Origin of the sequence: Dickeya fangzhongdai (assembly GCF_002812485.1) — a bacterium.
In the GTDB taxonomy this organism is placed as follows: Bacteria; Pseudomonadota; Gammaproteobacteria; order Enterobacterales; family Enterobacteriaceae; genus Dickeya; species Dickeya fangzhongdai.
Map to the genome: position 1 here is coordinate 1,929,389 of NZ_CP025003.1, position 17,343 is coordinate 1,946,731.

At 60.0% G+C, this 17,343-nt stretch carries 15 protein-coding genes; 13 read left to right on the forward strand and 2 right to left on the reverse strand.

Features of this window, described 5'->3' with window-relative positions:
• Positions 1-35: 35 nt before the first annotated feature.
• The 6 genes from CVE23_RS08735 (at position 36) to CVE23_RS08760 (ending at position 7,543) form a co-directional block, all read left to right on the forward strand.
• Complete coding sequence (locus tag CVE23_RS08735; RefSeq protein ID WP_038659970.1) at positions 36-1,010, forward strand: ABC transporter permease; 975 nt, start codon at positions 36-38, stop codon at positions 1,008-1,010.
• Positions 1,007-1,927: an ABC transporter permease gene (locus tag CVE23_RS08740; protein WP_082171007.1), complete on the forward strand. Its 921-nt coding sequence runs from the start codon at positions 1,007-1,009 to the stop codon at positions 1,925-1,927. Before CVE23_RS08735 ends, CVE23_RS08740 begins: the two co-directional genes overlap by 4 nt.
• 3 nt (positions 1,928-1,930) lie before the next feature.
• Positions 1,931-3,724: an ABC transporter ATP-binding protein gene (locus tag CVE23_RS08745; protein ID WP_100849340.1), complete on the forward strand. Its 1,794-nt coding sequence runs from the start codon at positions 1,931-1,933 to the stop codon at positions 3,722-3,724.
• Between the two features lie 76 nt (positions 3,725-3,800).
• Entirely contained in the window at positions 3,801-4,706 is a 906-nt protein-coding gene (locus CVE23_RS08750; RefSeq protein ID WP_100849341.1) for an alpha/beta hydrolase, read from the forward strand.
• 197 nt (positions 4,707-4,903) lie between these two features.
• Positions 4,904-6,283: a glutamine synthetase family protein gene (locus CVE23_RS08755; protein ID WP_100849342.1), complete on the forward strand. Its 1,380-nt coding sequence runs from the start codon at positions 4,904-4,906 to the stop codon at positions 6,281-6,283.
• 180 nt (positions 6,284-6,463) lie between these two features.
• Positions 6,464-7,543, forward strand: coding sequence for an alginate lyase family protein (locus tag CVE23_RS08760; protein ID WP_225622660.1), 1,080 nt, complete (start codon positions 6,464-6,466; stop codon positions 7,541-7,543).
• A gap of 34 nt (positions 7,544-7,577) precedes the next feature.
• Here the strand turns inward: CVE23_RS08760 and CVE23_RS08765 are convergent, their stop codons facing one another.
• Positions 7,578-8,546, reverse strand: a complete 969-nt coding sequence (locus CVE23_RS08765; RefSeq protein ID WP_100849344.1) for a threo-3-hydroxy-L-aspartate ammonia-lyase — start codon at positions 8,544-8,546, stop codon at positions 7,578-7,580.
• 195 nt (positions 8,547-8,741) lie between these two features.
• Here CVE23_RS08765 and CVE23_RS08770 point away from each other — a divergent pair, with 195 nt between their 5' ends.
• On the forward strand, positions 8,742-9,362 hold the full coding sequence (locus CVE23_RS08770) for a helix-turn-helix transcriptional regulator (RefSeq protein WP_100849345.1): 621 nt from the start codon (positions 8,742-8,744) through the stop codon (positions 9,360-9,362).
• Positions 9,363-9,480: 118 nt separating this feature from the next.
• Here the strand turns inward: CVE23_RS08770 and CVE23_RS08775 are convergent, their stop codons facing one another.
• Complete coding sequence (locus CVE23_RS08775) at positions 9,481-10,704, reverse strand: MFS transporter (RefSeq protein WP_100849346.1); 1,224 nt, start codon at positions 10,702-10,704, stop codon at positions 9,481-9,483.
• A 732-nt stretch (positions 10,705-11,436) separates the two neighbouring features.
• Here CVE23_RS08775 and CVE23_RS08780 point away from each other — a divergent pair.
• The 6 genes from CVE23_RS08780 to mdcE all read left to right on the forward strand — a co-directional run bounded on the left by CVE23_RS08780 (position 11,437) and on the right by mdcE (position 17,248).
• Complete coding sequence (locus tag CVE23_RS08780; protein WP_038918629.1) at positions 11,437-12,411, forward strand: chemotaxis protein; 975 nt, start codon at positions 11,437-11,439, stop codon at positions 12,409-12,411.
• A gap of 392 nt (positions 12,412-12,803) precedes the next feature.
• On the forward strand, positions 12,804-14,459 hold the full coding sequence (gene mdcA / locus CVE23_RS08790; protein ID WP_038918631.1) for a malonate decarboxylase subunit alpha: 1,656 nt from the start codon (positions 12,804-12,806) through the stop codon (positions 14,457-14,459).
• Positions 14,459-15,316: a triphosphoribosyl-dephospho-CoA synthase gene (locus CVE23_RS08795; RefSeq protein WP_100849347.1), complete on the forward strand. Its 858-nt coding sequence runs from the start codon at positions 14,459-14,461 to the stop codon at positions 15,314-15,316. Before mdcA ends, CVE23_RS08795 begins: the two co-directional genes overlap by 1 nt.
• Before the next feature lie 9 nt (positions 15,317-15,325).
• Positions 15,326-15,625, forward strand: a complete 300-nt coding sequence (gene mdcC / locus CVE23_RS08800) for a malonate decarboxylase acyl carrier protein (RefSeq protein ID WP_049855211.1) — start codon at positions 15,326-15,328, stop codon at positions 15,623-15,625.
• On the forward strand, positions 15,618-16,451 hold the full coding sequence (locus CVE23_RS08805) for a biotin-independent malonate decarboxylase subunit beta (RefSeq protein ID WP_049855212.1): 834 nt from the start codon (positions 15,618-15,620) through the stop codon (positions 16,449-16,451). The genes mdcC and CVE23_RS08805 overlap by 8 nt, the downstream gene beginning before the upstream one ends.
• Entirely contained in the window at positions 16,448-17,248 is an 801-nt protein-coding gene (gene mdcE, locus CVE23_RS08810; protein ID WP_100849348.1) for a biotin-independent malonate decarboxylase subunit gamma, read from the forward strand. The genes CVE23_RS08805 and mdcE overlap by 4 nt, the downstream gene beginning before the upstream one ends.
• Positions 17,249-17,343: the final 95 nt, after the last annotated feature.

Genomic DNA, 17,343 nt, shown 5'->3' on the forward strand with positions numbered 1-17,343 from the left:
GTTCTTAACCCATCGCTAACCAACAAGGATGCGTCATGGCCCGCTTTTTACTCAGTCGTTTTCTGCAAACCCTGATAACGCTGGCGGTCATGTCGGTGCTGGTTTTCGCCGGCGTGTATCTGGTCGGCAACCCGGTGGATTTGCTGTTGGGCAGCAACGCCACCCCGGCCGAGCGCGAGGCGGTGATCCGCGCGTTCGGGCTGGATAAAACCTTGTGGCAACAGTACCTGCTGTTTGTTACCCACGCGCTGCAGGGCGATTTGGGCAACTCCTTCATTTTCAACCAACCGGCGCTACACCTGATTTTGCAACGCATGCCCGCCACGCTGGAACTGGCGCTGGTGGCGTTTCTGCTGTCGCTGCTGATCGGTATTCCGCTGGGGGTGTTCGCCGGCCTGCGTCCGGACAGCCTGGCGGCGAAATCGGTGATGACGGTGTCGATTCTGGGCTTTAGCCTGCCGACGTTCTGGATCGGCATGATGATGATCATGCTGTTCAGCGTGAAGCTGGGGTGGCTGCCGTCGTCGGGACGGGGCGACACCGTGACGGTGGCGGGCGTGCCGCTGAGCCTGCTGACGTCGGACGGCTGGCAGCACCTGCTGCTGCCGGCGCTCAATCTGGCGTTGTTCAAGATTTCGCTGATTATCCGCCTGACCCGCGCCGGCGTGCGCGAGTGCCTGCAACAGGACTACGTACGTTTTGCCCGCGCCAAGGGGCTGTCGGAGCGCCGCATCCTGTTTGTGCACGTGCTGAAAAATACGTTGATCCCGCTGATTACGGTGATTGGCCTGGAACTGGGCGCGCTGATCGCCTTTGCGGTGGTGACCGAAACCATTTACGCCTGGCCGGGGATGGGCAAACTGATTATCGACTCCATCGCGGTGCTGGATCGCCCGGTGATTCTGGCCTACCTGATGATGACGGTGGTGATGTTCAGCCTGATCAATCTGCTGGTGGACGTGCTATACGCGGTGGTGGATCCGCGCATCCGGTTAGGAGGAGGGCAATGAGCATGTCGGGACGCTCGGTACATACCCCATCCGCCGCGCCGGCGGCGCGTTCGGCGCTGGCGCGTACGCTGTCGATGCTGTTTCATGACCGGCTGTCGCGGCTGGGGCTGTTTACGCTGACATTGATTGTGGCGCTGGCGCTGCTGGCGCCCTGGATTGCGCCGCAGAATCCGTATGACCTGACCCAACTGATGATCATGGATAACCGCCTGCCGCCGGGTTCAACCGGCATGGGCGGGCTGACTTACTGGCTCGGCACCGACGATCAGGGCCGCGATTTGCTGAGCGCCATTCTTTACGGCACCCGCACCAGCCTGACAGTCGGCGTCAGCAGCGCGCTGGCGGCGCTGATCATCGGCATGGCCGCCGGTATGTTGAGCGCCTGGCTGGGCGGCAAAACCGATGCGCTGCTGATGCGTATCGTCGATATCCAGCTCAGCTTTCCGCCCATTCTTATCGCCCTGATTCTGCTGGCGGTGCTGGGGCAGGGGGTGGACAAAATTATTCTGGCGCTGGTGATTACCCAGTGGGCGTACTACGCCCGCACCATTCGCGCCTCCGCTCTGCTGGAGAGCCGCCGTAATTATGTGGATGCGGCGCGCGGCATGGCGTTTTCCGCTCCGCGCATTCTGTTTCGCCATATGCTGCCCAACTGCCTGCCGCCGTTGATTGTGGTCGCCACCATGCGCATTGCGTACGCCATCATGCTGGAGGCGACGCTGTCGTTTCTCGGCATTGGCCTGCCGATTACCGAACCGTCGCTGGGGTTGTTGATCGCCAACGGGTTTGACTATCTGCTGTCCGGGGATTACTGGATCAGCCTGTTCCCCGGCGTAATGCTGCTGTTGCTGATTGTGGCGATTAACCTGATCGGCGACGCCCTGCGTGATGCGCTGAATACCAGACAAGAGGAGTGAGGCGTGAATCAGCCGGTGCTGCGCGTTGAACAACTGAACACCGCTTTTCGGGTCAACGGTGAGTGGCTGAAGGTGGTGCAGGATCTGTCGTTTGACATTGGCGAACGGGAAACCGTGGCGCTGGTGGGCGAGTCCGGCTCCGGCAAAAGCGTCACCGCGCTGTCCATCATGCGTCTGCTGGCCGGGCCGCAGGTGCGCACCACCGGACGGGTGCTGTTCGACGGCCGCGACCTGCTGGCGCTACCGGTCCGCGAGATGCAGCGCATCCGCGGCAATCATATCGGCATGGTGTTTCAGGAGCCGATGACCAGCCTCAACCCGGTGCTGAAAATCGGCACCCAGATTACCGAAGTCTTGCGGCGCCATCGGGGAATGGACCACGCCGGCGCCCGGGCGGAAGCGGTGCATCTGCTGGAAAAAGTGCGCATTCCCGCCGCCCGCTCCCGGCTGGACGAGTACCCGCTCAGCTTTTCCGGCGGTATGCGCCAGCGGGTGGTGATCGCCATCGCGCTGGCCTGCAATCCCCGCTTGCTGATTGTCGATGAACCGACCACGGCGCTGGATGTCACCATTCAGGCGCAAATTCTGGCGCTGATCAAAACGTTGCAGGACGAGCAAGGCATGTCGATTCTGTTCATCACCCACGACATGGGGGTGGTGGCGGAAGTGGCCGACCGCACGATGGTGATGTACCACGGCGAAGGGGTGGAAATGGCGGACACCCGCCAGCTGTTTCGCGCGCCGCAGCACCCGTACAGCAAGACGCTGTTCTCCGCGGTGCCGCGACTGGGCGAAATGGCTGATAGCCGTCTGCCGCGGCGGTTTGCGCTATTCGGGCAGCCCGCGGCGGCGAGCGAACCGCTGGCAGACACGGTAACGCCGGGAGAGCCGGTGCTGGCGGTGCGCGATCTGATCAAGCGTTTTGACGTGAAAAGCGGCTGGCTACGGCGGGTGACCGGCCGGGTGCATGCGGTGGAAAAAGTTTCTTTCAGCCTGCAACCGGGGGAAACCCTATCGCTGGTGGGGGAGTCCGGTTGCGGCAAGTCCACCACCGGGCGCGCCATTCTGCGGTTGCTGGAGCCGAATGGCGGCGCGGTGTCGCTGTGCGGCGAGAACATGCTGGCGGCCGGTGCGTCGACGCTGGCCGGGTTGCGGATGCGGGCGCAGATGATTTTTCAGGACCCCTACGACAGCCTCAACCCACGGCTGACCGTGGGCAGCGCGATTGCCGAACCGATGATCAGCCACGGCCTGGCGTCAGCGCGACAGGCGCCGCAAAAAGTGGCGGAACTGCTGGAGAAGGTGGAATTGCAGGCTGACATGGCCGACCGCTATCCGCATCAGTTTTCCGGCGGTCAGCGCCAGCGCTTATGCATCGCGCGGGCGCTGGCGCTCAATCCGCAGGTGATTATCGCCGACGAAGCGGTGTCCGCGCTGGACATGACCGTCAAGGCGCAAATCGTCAACCTGCTGCTCGATTTGCAACAGCAACTGGGGCTGGCCTACCTGTTTATTTCTCACGACATGGCGGTAGTCGAGCGCATCAGCCATCGGGTGGCGGTGATGTATCAGGGCGAAATTGTGGAGATCGGCCCGCGTCAGGCGGTATTCAACGATCCGCAGCACCCGTATACCCGCCGCCTGCTGGCCGCCGTGCCGGTGCCCGACCCGGAAAAGCGCGTGCTCAGATCGACGCAGGCCGATGAACTGCACAGCCCGCTGCGCCCGGCGGACTATCAGCCGCCGACGCGCCGTTATCAGCAGGTTGGCGACGGCCATCTGGTGCTAGTATCCTGAGCGATGGAGCAGCGTGTGGTGCCTGCCGTACGCTGAGATGAAGCATCGCGTCGCCGGCATGAAGAGGCCTATCAGCATGAATCGCAGACGTTTTCTGACCGCCGTTACCCTTTCTGCCGTCGCGCTGAAAACCGGGGGCGCGTTCGGTGTGCCGTTGCCGACGTCGCGTCCCCGCATCCCACTGTGGGATGGATTGCCGCCGGGCGGCGGCGGACCATCCGGCGCGCAGCGGTTGAGCGCCAGGGGCGCGCTCAGTCAGATCGCCGCCCCTTATCTTGAGGTGTTTCAGCCGGAAAAACCCAACGGTCAGGCCATACTGGTGGCGGCCGGCGGCGGCTATCAGCGTATCGAAATGGGTAAGGAGGCCTGGCCGGCAGCGGCCTGGCTGGCGGCGCAGGGCTATACCGCCTATGTGCTGGCGTACCGCTTGCCCGGCGAAGGCTGGCATGACGGCAACCGGGTGGCGTTACAGGATGCCCAGCGCGCGTTGCGCCTGATTCGTCATCGCGAGCAGCGTGTCGGCGTGCTGGGGTTTTCGGCGGGCGGGCATCTGGTGGGCATGGCGGCGCTCAGGCATGACGCCGCTTATGCGCCGCAGGATGCGCGTGATACCCTCCCGCTTCAGGTTGACCATGCCGCGCTGATCTACCCGGTGATTACGCTGGAAAAACCCTATCAGCACACCGCCACCCACCGGGAGCTGGTGGGGCGTAACGCCACGCCGGCGGCGGAAGCCGAATGGTCGGTGCAGTCCTACGTGTCGCGGCGCTCGCCGCCGTTCTTTCTGGTGCAGGCGGACGATGATCCGGTGTCCGACCCGCACAATACCCTGATCATGGCGCAGGCCTGCCGACGTGCGCAGGTGCCGGTGGAAATGCGACGTTACCCGGTCGGCGGGCACGGTTTTGGGTTGGGTGAGCCGGGCACGCCGGCAGCGGCCTGGCCGGCGGCCTACCTGAGCTGGCTGCGCCGTCAGGGGTAATGCGTCTTCGGCGGTTTTCGCCTGGTGCCCTACAGGATTTTTATTTCCCGCCGCGGAGAATTTACAGAAAATTTATCCCTGCCGGCCAATAATCAGCCCGACGTTAACTGGGGCCGGCAGGGTGGTCGCGCTCAGCGCGGCTGATTATGCTCCTGCCTTGTCGACCCCGTCACTTATCTGATGAGGCTGATATCGTTATGCCATTACGCGTCATGAACGCCAACGTCGTTAGCGGACCATTTCCCGACCCGGTTGAGCGATGTTTTCGCGATGAAGTGGAAACCTACCTGAAGCACTATCCTGATACCGAACATGTCGACATCTACCTCCATGACCTGAATGGCTGCGTGCGCGGTAAACGTATGTCGGTCAGCACGCTGTTTTCTCTGGAACAGGGATGCTATTTCCCGTTGTCGGTGTATGCCATGAGTCTGGAAGGGCACGTCATCGAGCAGAGCGGATTGGGTAAACAGGTGGGCGAGCCGGACCGCTTGTGCCTGCCGGTCAGCGGCACGTTGCGGCCTTGCGCCAGCGATCCGGCGCGTCACGCCCAGTTGCTGTTGACCATGAAAAATGCGGATGGCGCCGCCTGCGAGCTGGAACCGCGCGTGGTATTGCAAAACCTGCTGCGCCGTTTTCATGACCGCGGCCTGTATCCGGTGGCGGCGGCCGAACTGGAGTTTTATCTGCGCGACCGCGAGCAGCCCGAACCGTCGCTCTCCCAGCCTTCCCACTGTTTTCTGGTCGATGAGCCGGAACCGCATGTTTACCTCCTTGATGAGATCGAACAGCACGCCAGAATGCAGCGTTTGCCGCTGACCGGAATCGTCGCCGAAGCGGACGCCGGTCAGTACGAACTCAATTTGCAGCATAGCGACAGGGTGCTGGAGGCCTGTGAACAGGTGTTGACGCTGAAACGGATGACGCGACAACTGGCGGAAAAATTCAACCATGCGGCCTGTTTTATGGCTAAGCCGTACGCGCATCTGTCGGGCAGCGGCCTGCATGTGCACATCAGCTTGCAGGATAGGAACGGCATCAACCTGCTCGCCGGTGAACCGGGGCAGGCGCTCAGCGAAACGATGCGGCGATCGCTGGCGGGGATGATGGCGCTGATGCCGGCGTCGGTAGCGCTGCTGGCGCCGAATGTGAACGCGTTTCGCCGGTTGCGGCAGGGCGGACATGCGCCGCTCCACGCATCGTGGGGATACAACGATCGCACCGTGGCGCTGCGATTGCCCTGTGCGGATCGCGATAATCAGCGTATCGAGTATCGTCTGGCCGGCGCCGACGCCAATCCCTATCTGGTGATGGCGGCCCTGTTGAGCGGTATGTGGCACGGTCTTGAGCATGACCTGCCGCTTCCCGGCAACGGGCGGCACGATGCGGTTCCGCTCGCGGAGCGCGTGGCGTTGCCGCGGTATCAGCAGGATGCGCTGGCGCTGTTTCGGCAGTGTTTGCCGCTGCAAGCGTTGCTTGGCCGCGAATTTAGCCAGCTGTGGCTGACGTGCAAAAACGCGGAGTTGAGCCATTTTGAGTCACGGGTGACCGAGGCGGAAAACGGGTGGCATTTATAGCGGCGTGCCCGGCGACAGGCGTGGCGGCCGTGACCCGGCGCACAAACCGCCACGCTGACCGTCTGCCGCAGGATTGTCGGGCTTGCGCCGCAGTCCACGATGCGTTACATCCTTCATTTTTATAACGTCAATAATACCGATAACGGTGCGCCGGTCTGGGCATGGATAGGAGTTTTTCGCGTGGGAACCATAACGTTAAACGTCAACGGTAAGGCAGGCGTTGTCCGTCTTAGTCGCCATTCCCGGTGGATGCTGGGGGCGATCGCCGCCGGTCTCATCACGTCGGCGCAGGCCGGCGAATCGTTTTGTCTGGCGGTAAAAACGCCGTCAAAATCCGCCCTGCTGTCGACCGCCTCCCGCCCGCCGTCGCCGCAACCGATACCGGTCATGCACACCGAAGGCACGCTGCCTCATCAGGGCATTTATGATATTTCCAACGCGGCCAAACGCGACTTCGGCTACATGCGCGATCTGGCGCTGGCGTGGCGCATGGCTGGGGATGCGGCGTCGCTGTCACGGCTGGCGGTCTATCTGGACGACTGGATCAAGACTTACCGCCTGAGCTTCAATCCTATTGATGAAACCGGCCTTGACGGGTTAATTGACGCCTATCAGTTGACCCGAAACGACCTGCCGGAGGCCACGCGGGAGCGTACCCGCCGTTTTCTGAACGACCTGACGACGGGGTATCTGCAACGGATGCAGGCGCATCAGCAGGATAAACGCGGCACCTGGAACAATAACTGGCAGAGTCACCGCGTCAAGCTGGTGACGATGGGGGCGGCCGCGCTGGACGATCCCCGCCTGATGGCGGCGGCGCAGCAGGCCTTTGTACGCCAACTGAACGCCAATGTCCGCGCCGATGGCGAAGTGCTGGATTTCAGCCAGCGCGATGCGCTGCACTATGTGGTGTATAGCCTGGAACCGCTGGTGCGCGCTGCGCTGGCCGCTCGCACGCAGGGGCATGACTGGCTTGATTTGAAAGGCCGTGACGGACAAAGTCTGCGCGCCGCGCTGGCGTGGCTCAAACCTTACGCCGACGGCGTGAAGACTCACGAAGAATTTGCCCGCACCACGGTGCGTTTTGATATCGAGCGTCGGCAGGCCGGGGTGCCGGGATTCGACGGATTATGGCCGGCCAAAACCGCGTCCGCCCTGTACTGGTCGGCCAGCCTGCTGGATGAGCGCTACCTGGAGATTGCCCGCAAACTCAATGCTACGCCGCCCCGATGGCTGTGGGCGGCGGCATCGTGCCGGTGAATTCGCCGGCGCCTTTGCGTGTTGACTGAAAGGATTAGCCAGCCAGTAACTGGCCGTAGCGGACGAGGTCGACGTTACCGCCGCTGATGATCACGCCGACGCGTTTCCCCCGCAGTTCGTGCTGGCAGGCGCGGGCGGCGGCGAAACCGAGGCAGCCGGTCGGTTCCACCACCATTTTCATCCGCTCGGCGAAAAAGCGCATTGCCGCGACCAGTTCATCATCACTGACGGTCAGAACATCATCCACGTTGGCGCGAATCAGCGCGAACGTATATTGGCCCAGATACTGCGTCTGAGCGCCGTCGGCGAGGGTGTTGGGCGTATCGATACGCACGATGCGGCCGGAACGAAAGGACTGCTGGCCGTCGTTGCCGGCTTCAGGTTCGACGCCGTACACCCGGCAGCCGGGCGACAGCCGCCGTGCCGACAGCGCCGAACCGGACAGCAGCCCGCCGCCGCCCAGACAGACAAACAGCGCATCCAGCTCGCCTACCTCTTCAAACAACTCTTTGGCCGCGGTTCCCTGACCGGCGATGACCTGCGGATGGTCGTAGGGTGGGATCAGCGTCATGCCGTGCTGTTGCGCCAGCTCGCGGCCGATAGCCTCACGGTCCTCCGTGTAGCGGTCATAAGTAACCACCTGCGCGCCGTACCCTTTGGTGGCGGCGACTTTGGCGGCGGGGGCGTCCTGCGGCATGACGATGGTGGCCGGAATCCCCAGCAATCTTGCCGACAGGGCGATCGCCTGCGCATGGTTGCCGGAAGAGAAGGCCACCACGCCGGCGGCTTTCTGCTCATCGGTGAATTGCAACAACGCGTTCATCGCGCCGCGAAATTTGAACGCGCCCATGCGCTGAAAGTTTTCGCATTTGAAGTAAAGTTCCGCGCCGAACGCATCGTTAACGGTACGGGAGGTGAGAACCGGCGTGAGGTGGGCATAACCAGCAATCCGGTCGCTGGCGGCGGCGACGTCGTCATAAGAAGGCAGAACAATCGGGTTCATGGCGGTACCTGTGTAAACGATTTATCCAGTTTTAAACAAAATGTCTTATTTTTTATAGCCTGTATTTTGGGCGTTGCCAACCGTTTTTGGCGGGCTGACGGCGTTGCCCGGCTGGGCGAGGGCCGGGCTGAATTTGACATAATGTCTATTTGTAAATATTTTATCCAAAAATGAGTCGATGAAAGGATAAACGCGATGACGCATCTGCCTGATTCGCTACTGTTTGAGCAGCTTGGCACCATTGCGGAAGGGCTGGGAGAGACGTTCGCGCCGTTTTGCGAAGTGGTGATCCACGATCTGAAAAACCCGGAACACGCCATTCTGGCTATCTACAACAACCTGTCCGGGCGGGAAGTGGGGCAACCGGCGACCGAACTGGGGCTGGCGCGTATCGCATCGCCGGAATTTCCCCGTATCGTGGCGAATTACGCCAACCAGTTCGCCGATGGTCGGCCGGTGAAAAGCACCTCGATCGGCATCAAGGACGCCAGCGGCGAGTATGTCGCGTCGCTGTGTCTCAATGTCGATATGACGCTGTTTCGCGGCATTCAGCATGCATTCGCCCGCTTCAATCAGGTCAGTACCGGCGTGCTTAACGAAAGCCTGGAACCGTCTGGTTCCGAAGCGATTCGTCAGCGCATCGATCGGTTTGCGGCGCGTCTGGCGACCACGCCGCGCGCGCTTAAAGCGCCGGAACGGCGCCAGCTGATCCAGGAACTGCGGGAAAATGGCTTGCTCGACGTGAAAAAATCCATGGAAACCATCGCCCAGCACCTGGGGATTTCTCGCGCCTCGGTTTACAGCTATGCCAAATAATCTCCGCGCGGCTAAATAATCCTCACCGGGCCGGATAATCGCGGCCCTGTCGGCAAACGCGGCGCGCCCGCCGCCTTTGCCGATGATGCGTGGGTGAGGTTAGGGCCAGACGTTAAGGTCAAAAGCGCCTGGGGCGCGCCGTATTCTCTTTACAGCATCGGCTGACCGTGAGCGCGATAACGAAAAAGAGTCCGCTGATCGCAATAAAAAGCCCCCAGAACCAGGGGACGATGTCACGAGAATGGAAATAGTCGAAAAGGATGCCGTTCAGGGTATAGCCGAGGCCGACGCCAGTCATCGAAAATAACCCCAGTAAGCCCATGACGGTGCCGTTGGCGTTTGCCGGCGCACGGGTTATTGCCTGAGCGTCTATCATTATCGTGAAAAATACCTCGGCAATGCTGAAGAAAAATATTCCAATGGCGTAAAAAACCAGTTGCAACGGGGAGTCTATTAATGACGAAATAGCAATCAAAATAAAGGCGACGGAAAAAACCAGAAAACCATAGGAAAGCTCAAGAGCGACTGTTTTTACTCTGCTGATAATAAACAGGTTTGAAAAAATTACGGTGATCGCGTTAATGGTAAATGTCATTCCGGATGCCAGTAATGAAATATTCAGAGAGGAATAAAGCGGAAAGACCAGTTCGAGAAAGGTATAGAAATAAAAAAAGCATAATTGCATTAAAAATAACGGCCGGATGTTGACCTGTCGAAGCATTGAGAGCCATTGCCAGGGCGATGCCCGTTCGCGATCGTTATGATAACTGCGGAAATTGGATAACGTAATCAGGTAGATTATCGCGACTACCACCAGACAGACGGCGTTGGCGTAGCACAGAAAAGCGAAATCGTAACCGATCATCAGGTAACCAAATAGCGGACCAAATGCCACTCCCATGTTGATCGCCAGACCGATAGACGCGAAGGCTTTCATGTCGCTGTCAATCAGTTCAAGCATGGCTTTCTTGCTGGCTATCATGCCGCATGCCAGACCGACGCCGTTGATCAACGCGGACGCGACCAGCCCGGCAAAGGTATGGGCATCCGCCAGCAGGATTAACCCGATGATACGCAAGGCAATGCCCAGCAGCGCCACCTTTTTGGCGCCGATGTTGTCGGCCATCATGCCGGCGGGTAAGGTGAGCCCTTTTTCAAGGGTGGCGCGTAGCATCAGTAATAGCGAAACCTGAAATACGCTCATCCCCAGGGTCTGGTATAAATACACAACGTAATAGGGGATAATAAAAAATGACGATAATACGGATAAGAATGTCCCTGATAGCAAAAACCAGGATTTATTGTGCAGTAATACATTTTTTGTGAATAAAAACTTCATCATGGATAACCCTGTAATTTTCAAACCTGTGGAAATTTTCTAATCTATGGAATGACTTTCAATGTATGGCATTATTTCAATCTATATGACGCCAGACGGCGGCGAAAATATAGATGGAGAATGTGGTGCATGAGCGTAAACGACGGAGTATTTCATGCTCTGGGATTTATCTTATTCATTTAAGCTTTTTGTTAAATCCTGTTCTCGGGTGTTTTTAAATGTGACCTTATTTATAAAGTTAATAACAGTGACGGCGCGGATGCCGCTGCGAGGTCTTTTTTCCGATAACCGTGGCGATGCATCGAATACCTGACCGGGCGGTGAGAAAGGTTGTTATTTAACCCTTTCCAGCGTGCGCGTTTTGTCATGCGCCGTCCCGACGGTTTGCGCGTCGCGCGGGCAGTTTGCCGGCAAAATGGATCAGCGCCTCGTGGTTAAACCGCGGCAGACGTTATGTCAATGACGCGGTTTAACCACTGCTCACAGGATGCGGAACAATTGTCACAGGAAAATGGTGGATAAATGACCGGTGGTCTATGCTTTTTAAAACAGGAAGATGCGACGGATGACGTGAGACACATATTTTTCTTTTTGATGGTGTATAAGAAGTAAGAGCTATTTGAAGCGCGCCAGCGATCGCGTAGAGTGAGGTGGCAGGGTATTGCCCTGATTTGCCTGCATTACTGATGTTGCCTTGTAACCACACAATTAATAATTATTTGCATTGAGGACAGAATGGATAAATTTCAAAGAGAGATTGAGGAGAGAACCAATCTTACCTCATCCAACAAGTTTGAATTGTTATTGTTCCGTTTAGGGTCGGCTACCGGTGAGGGGCCATCCGAGCTGTTCGGCATCAATGTGTTCAAGCTTCGTGAAATCGTTCCGATGCCAACCTTGACCAAGGCTGCGGGTATGACACCGCCGATGCTTGGCATGATTAATATTCGCGGGCAGATTATTCCCGTTATCGATCTTCCGGCGGTAGTGGGATGTGCTGCGAGTACCGGCCGCAATATCCTGCTGGTGACGGAATATGCACGCAGCACTCAGGCTTTTGCGGTCGAATCCGTTGATGACATTGTTCGTCTGGATTGGAGTCAGGTAAATACCGCCGAAGCAGGCGTCAGCAATACCTATATTACCAGTATTGCGCGTCTGGACAGCGATCCATCAAGTAACCGTCTGGCGCTGGTGCTGGATGTCGAACAGATTCTGCACGACATTATTCCGACCGAGCGCGAGATTAAGATTGAAAGCGTAGAAGCCAAAACCTTCAAACTGAAGCCCGGTGCGGTGGCGATTGTAGCCGAAGACTCCAAAGTCGCGCGAACGATGCTCGAAACGGGGCTGAAGGTGATGAATATTCCGTACATCATGCATATCACCGGGTTGGAAGCCTGGAACAAGATCAAGGCAATGGCGCAGGAAGCACAGGCGGAAGGTCGGCCGATTTCGGACAAGATTGCCTTTGTGCTGACCGATCTGGAAATGCCGGAGATGGATGGTTTTACACTGACGCGTAATATCAAACGTGATGATACGCTCAAGAGCATTCCCGTTATTATCCACTCTTCACTGTCCGGCACCGCGAACGAAGACCATGTGCGTAACGTGGGCGCGGATTCGTATGTAGCGAAATTCGAAATCAATGAACTGGCCGCCGCGATTCACAGCGTGGTGGACAAAAAAGTCCCTTCCTCCAAGTGATGTAACCGGTTCTCCACAGCCCTGACCTGTCCGGTCAGGGCTGACAGCGTAACCGCCCGGACTGTTTTCCTGAATGACCAATAACCTCCGCAGACGGTAATCCCCGCCGGTACCGTATTGCCCTGCCTGTTAACGGCGGCGTTTGCCGAGCCACCGCTTACCCATCCCGCGTTAAAAAGCGCGATGTCGATCACAATGAGTCAAAACCGGGCCGCAGGGGCAAACCGTGAGCGGACGCGCGTTGGCATCACGACGACCCGCGGCGCGCTATTAATCTTTACTCTAAAGCTAATGATTGCGATACCGGCTTTATTGAAGCGGCATCGGCCGGGGAACATACTTTAACCAGACCAAGGCAAATCAAAATGATGAGCTGAATCAGGAGGTTAATAATGTTGTCTGGGCAAACGTCACCGCGGCTCTGGAATACGCGCCGCAGTGAAAAACAACGGCGCAAGGCGTCGATACCCGTCCCGGGCAAGGTGCTTCCCACGGAACATCTTGCCGCGATGTTGGAAAAGCTGATCGCTCCCGGCGATAAGGTGGTGCTGGAAGGCAATAACCAGAAGCAGGCTGATTTTCTCTCCCGCACGCTGGCGGAGGTCAATCCGCAAAAAGTGCATGACTTGCATATGATCATGCCGAGCGTCGGGCGCAGCGAACATCTGGATATCTTTGAAAAAGGCATCGCCCACAAGCTCGATTTTTCCTTCTCGGGCACGCAGAGTCTGCGTATTTCGCAACTGCTGGAGGATGGCGCGCTGGAAGTCGGCGCCATCCATACCTATATCGAACTCTATTCCCGCCTGTATGTCGACCTGATCCCCAATGTGGCGTTGGTGGCGGGGTATAAAGCCGATCGCAAAGGCAACCTGTACACCGGCCCCAGTACCGAAGACACGCCGGCGCTGGTCGAAGCCGCCGCGTTCCATGACGGTATCGTCATCGCTCAGGTCAATGAGCTGGTGGACGACGAAACGGATTTGCCGCGCGTCGATATTCCCGGTTCCTGGATTGATTATGTGGTGGTCGCCGACAAGCCGTTCTTTATCGAACCGCTGTTTACCCGCGACCCGCGCTTGATCAAACAAGAGCACATTCTGATGGCGATGATGGCTATCAAGGGCATTTACGCCGAGCATCAGGTGCAATCGCTCAACCACGGCATCGGTTTCAACACCGCGGCGATTGAGCTGCTGCTGCCGACCTACGGCGAGCGTCTGGGGCTGAAAGGCAAAATCTGTAAGCACTGGACCCTCAATCCGCATCCCACCCTGATTCCGGCGATTGAAAGCGGCTGGGTCGACAGTGTCCACTGCTTTGGCGGCGAACTGGGGATGGAAGCCTATATCGCCGCCCGGCCGGACGTGTTCTTCACCGGCGCCGATGGCTCAATGCGCTCCAACCGCGCGTTTTGCCAGTTGGCGGGGCAGTACGCCGTGGACATGTTCATCGGTTCGACATTGCAGGTCGATGGGCTGGGCAACTCGTCCACCGTCACCAAAGGACGTCTTTCCGGATTCGGCGGCGCGCCCAACATGGGGCATGACCCGCACGGTCGCCGTCACGCCACGCCGGCATGGCTCGCCATGATTAACGAACCTGACCCGATGCAGCGCGGGCGCAAGCTGGTGGTGCAAATGGTGGAAACCTTCCAGGCCGGCGTCAAACCGACCTTTGTGGAAAAACTCGACGCGGTGGATGTGGCGAAAGCGGCCGGTATGCCGTTGGCGCCGGTGATGATTTATGGCGACGATGTCACCCATGTGCTGACGGAAGAAGGCATCGCCTATCTCTATCGCGCCGACAGTCTGGAGGAACGCCGGGCGATGGTGGCGGCGGTAGCCGGGATCACCGATATCGGGCTGGGGGTGGACGCGCAGCGCGTGGCGGAGTTCCGCCGCAACGGCAAGGTCGCCTACCCGGAAGATTTGGGGATCCGCCGTACCGAAGCGACCCGCTCACTGCTGGCGGCCGGCAGCGTGGCCGATCTGGTGGAATGGTCGGGCGGCCTGTACAACCCGCCGGCGAAATTCCGGAGCTGGTAATGAAGCCGCAGCGACAGTCCGACGCGCAGGGGTATGCGCAATGGCTGGCCGAGGCCGCGACGCGCTGCCTGATTGAGGAAGCGCGGCTCAGCCCCAAGCCGGGGCTGGTCGATAGCCGCGGCAGCGGCGCGCATCAGGATTTAACGCTCGCGCTGATGGAGCGTTCCGCCCGCAGCCTGACCGACACATTCCATACGCTGGCGCTTCAGAGCTGGCAACGCCCGGTGGATGCCGCGTTGCGCCAGTTGGTCGGTCGGGTAGGGCGCGAAGGCGAACAGCGCATGATGCTGGCGACCGGCGGCGTCAACACGCACCGCGGCGCGATCTGGGCGCTGGGGCTGCTGGTCAGCGCGGCGGCGATGCTCGGCGGCGTCGGCGACTCGCAGGCTATCGCGGACACCGCGGCGCGTCTTGCCCGCCTGCCGGATAGCGCCGCGCCGACGGTCTTTAGCAAAGGGCGACGGGCGACGCAGCGTTATCAGGTCCCTGGCGCGCGCGAAGAGGCGCAGCAGGGGTTCCCGCACATTACCCGACTGGCGCTGCCGCAGTTGCTGCATAGCCGCCGGCAAGGCGCCGGTGAAGACGCGGCGCGTCTGGATGCGCTGATGAGCATTATGACCTCGCTGAGCGATACCTGCGTGTTGTCACGCGCCGGGCTGGACGGGCTGGAAACGATGCAGCGCGGCGCGCGGGCGGTATTGGCGGCCGGCGGCATATCTCGTCCCGCCGGGCGGCAGGCGCTGGCGCAACTGGATGCACATATGCTGGCGCTGAACGCGTCGCCGGGCGGCGCGGCCGATCTGCTGGCCGCCACGCTATTGCTCGATGGTATCGCACAGCCATCTTTATACGATTAAGAGGGTGTTATGGAACACATTACATTGTCATTCCCGGCTACCCGCACGGCCAGCGGCAACGCGCTGGCGGGCGTGGTGGGGTCCGGTGATATGGAAGTGCTGTTGACGGCGAACGCCGGACAGACGCTCACCATCGACATCACCACATCGGTGGATAACAGCCGGGCGCGCTGGCAGGCGCTGTTCGACCGGTTAAGTTCGCTCGGCGGCCTGCCTGCCGGCGCCATGAAGATTCATGATTTCGGCGCCACGCCCGGTGTGGCGCGCATCCGTATCGAACAGGTTTTTGAAGGGGTGAATCATGCGTGACGACCGCAGTTTTATCGAACTCAAAGCGCGGGAGCGCGCCCGCGCGCTGCTGGATGACGGCAGCTACCGCGAATTGCTCGACCCGTTTGACGGCATCGTCTCGCCGTGGCTGGGGCCGCAGGGCATCGTGGTGCAGTCCGACGACGGCATGGTGGTAGCGAAAGGCACGCTGCAGGGCAAACCGACGGTAGTGATCGCTATTGAGGGTGCGTTTCAGGGCGGCAGCATGGGCGAAGTCTCCGGCGCCAAAATGGCCGCCGCGCTGGAGCTGGCGGCGGACGATCAGCGCAAGGGCATTCCGACGCAGGCGATCTTGTGTCTGGAAACCGGCGGCGTCCGGTTGCAGGAGGCCAATCTGGGGCTGGCGGCGATCGCCGATATCCACGCCGCCATCGTCGACCTGCGCCGTTACACGCCGGTGATCGGCATCATCGCTGGTACGGTGGGGTGCTTTGGCGGCATGTCGATCGCCGCCGCGCTGTGCAGCCACCTGATCGTCACCCGCGAGGCGCGTCTTGGGCTCAACGGCCCGCAGGTAATTGAACAGGAAGCGGGGATTGCCGAGTACGACTCACGCGACCGTCCTTTTATCTGGAGCATGACCGGCGGGGAAATCCGTCGCCGCAGCGGCCTGGCCGACAGTCTGGTGGCCGATGGCGTTAACGCCGTCAAACAGGCGGTGGATAACGCGCTCGCCAGCGGCGTTCCGGCGCAACACCGGTCGGATAACTATGCGTGGTATCTGGCGCGACTGACCGATGCCGATACGCGGGTGCAGGCCGACACGCAACAGATCCAACAGCTTTTCGGGGAGGTAAACCCATGAGTCACGTAGCACATCGCGGCGCGTTATGGCTGGAAACGCTGGCGCACGGTAAACCGCGACTGGCCGGGCTGTGCCCGTCGGTGCAGGCGGCTGACGGCGACATCGCCGGCGAACCGGTCCGTTTTATCGCCGTTGTTCCTGACGCGGATAACCACTACCCGCGCGCCGCGCAGGGCGAGGTGGGACTGCTTGAAGGCTGGACGCTGGCGAAAGTGGTGCATGAGACTATCTCCGCGGATCGGCACAGCGATAACAAACGGCCGATTGTGGCGGTGATCGACGTGCCGAGTCAGGCGTATGGCCGCCGGGAAGAAGCGTTCGGCATCCATCAGGCGCTGGCGGCAGCGGCGGGCGCGTATGCGCAGGCTCGCCTCGCCGGGCATCCGGTCATCGGGCTGATCGTCGGCAAAGCGATGTCCGGCGCGTTTCTGGCCCACGGCTATCAGGCCAATCGGCTGATCGCCTTTAATGACCCCGCGGTGCAGATTCACGCGATGGGCAAGGCCTCCGCCGCGCGCATCACGCTCAGAAGCGTCGAGGAACTGGAGAAACTGGCGGCCACTATCCCGCCGATGGCGTATGACATCCGCAATTACGCCACGCTGGGGTTGCTGTCGGCGTTGCTGGATATCAGCAATCCGGATGCGCCGTCCGCCGACGATTCGGCGCAGGTGATCGCCGCGTTGCAGCAGGCGATTGCCGACGCCCGTCGCGACCGCTCACTGAAAACGCGGCTGGGAGCGGACAACCGGCGCAGTTCGTCGCTGGTCCGCGAACGGATGCGGGCGCAGTGGTAAACCGCGTCCGCGGGTAAACCACGCGCCGGTGTAAGCGTCACCAGGGAACGTCACTCGGGGAGAAGCCTCGCACAGGTAATCAGCCCCACACAGGC

What these genes read in the sequence shown, in the direction of transcription:
- mdcA (WP_038918631.1), top strand. Translation starts at nt 12,804, where the DNA reads ATGTTGTCTGGGCAAACGTCACCGCGGCTCTGGAATACGCGCCGCAGT.
- CVE23_RS08770 (WP_100849345.1), top strand. Translation starts at nt 8,742, where the DNA reads ATGACGCATCTGCCTGATTCGCTACTGTTTGAGCAGCTTGGCACCATT.
- CVE23_RS08750 (WP_100849341.1), top strand. Translation starts at nt 3,801, where the DNA reads ATGAATCGCAGACGTTTTCTGACCGCCGTTACCCTTTCTGCCGTCGCG.
- CVE23_RS08795 (WP_100849347.1), top strand. Translation starts at nt 14,459, where the DNA reads ATGAAGCCGCAGCGACAGTCCGACGCGCAGGGGTATGCGCAATGGCTG.
- CVE23_RS08780 (WP_038918629.1), top strand. Translation starts at nt 11,437, where the DNA reads ATGGATAAATTTCAAAGAGAGATTGAGGAGAGAACCAATCTTACCTCA.
- mdcE (WP_100849348.1), top strand. Translation starts at nt 16,448, where the DNA reads ATGAGTCACGTAGCACATCGCGGCGCGTTATGGCTGGAAACGCTGGCG.
- CVE23_RS08755 (WP_100849342.1), top strand. Translation starts at nt 4,904, where the DNA reads ATGCCATTACGCGTCATGAACGCCAACGTCGTTAGCGGACCATTTCCC.
- CVE23_RS08765 (WP_100849344.1), bottom strand. Translation starts at nt 8,546, where the DNA reads ATGAACCCGATTGTTCTGCCTTCTTATGACGACGTCGCCGCCGCCAGC.
- CVE23_RS08735 (WP_038659970.1), top strand. Translation starts at nt 36, where the DNA reads ATGGCCCGCTTTTTACTCAGTCGTTTTCTGCAAACCCTGATAACGCTG.
- CVE23_RS08775 (WP_100849346.1), bottom strand. Translation starts at nt 10,704, where the DNA reads ATGATGAAGTTTTTATTCACAAAAAATGTATTACTGCACAATAAATCC.
- CVE23_RS08740 (WP_082171007.1), top strand. Translation starts at nt 1,007, where the DNA reads ATGAGCATGTCGGGACGCTCGGTACATACCCCATCCGCCGCGCCGGCG.
- mdcC (WP_049855211.1), top strand. Translation starts at nt 15,326, where the DNA reads ATGGAACACATTACATTGTCATTCCCGGCTACCCGCACGGCCAGCGGC.
- CVE23_RS08805 (WP_049855212.1), top strand. Translation starts at nt 15,618, where the DNA reads ATGCGTGACGACCGCAGTTTTATCGAACTCAAAGCGCGGGAGCGCGCC.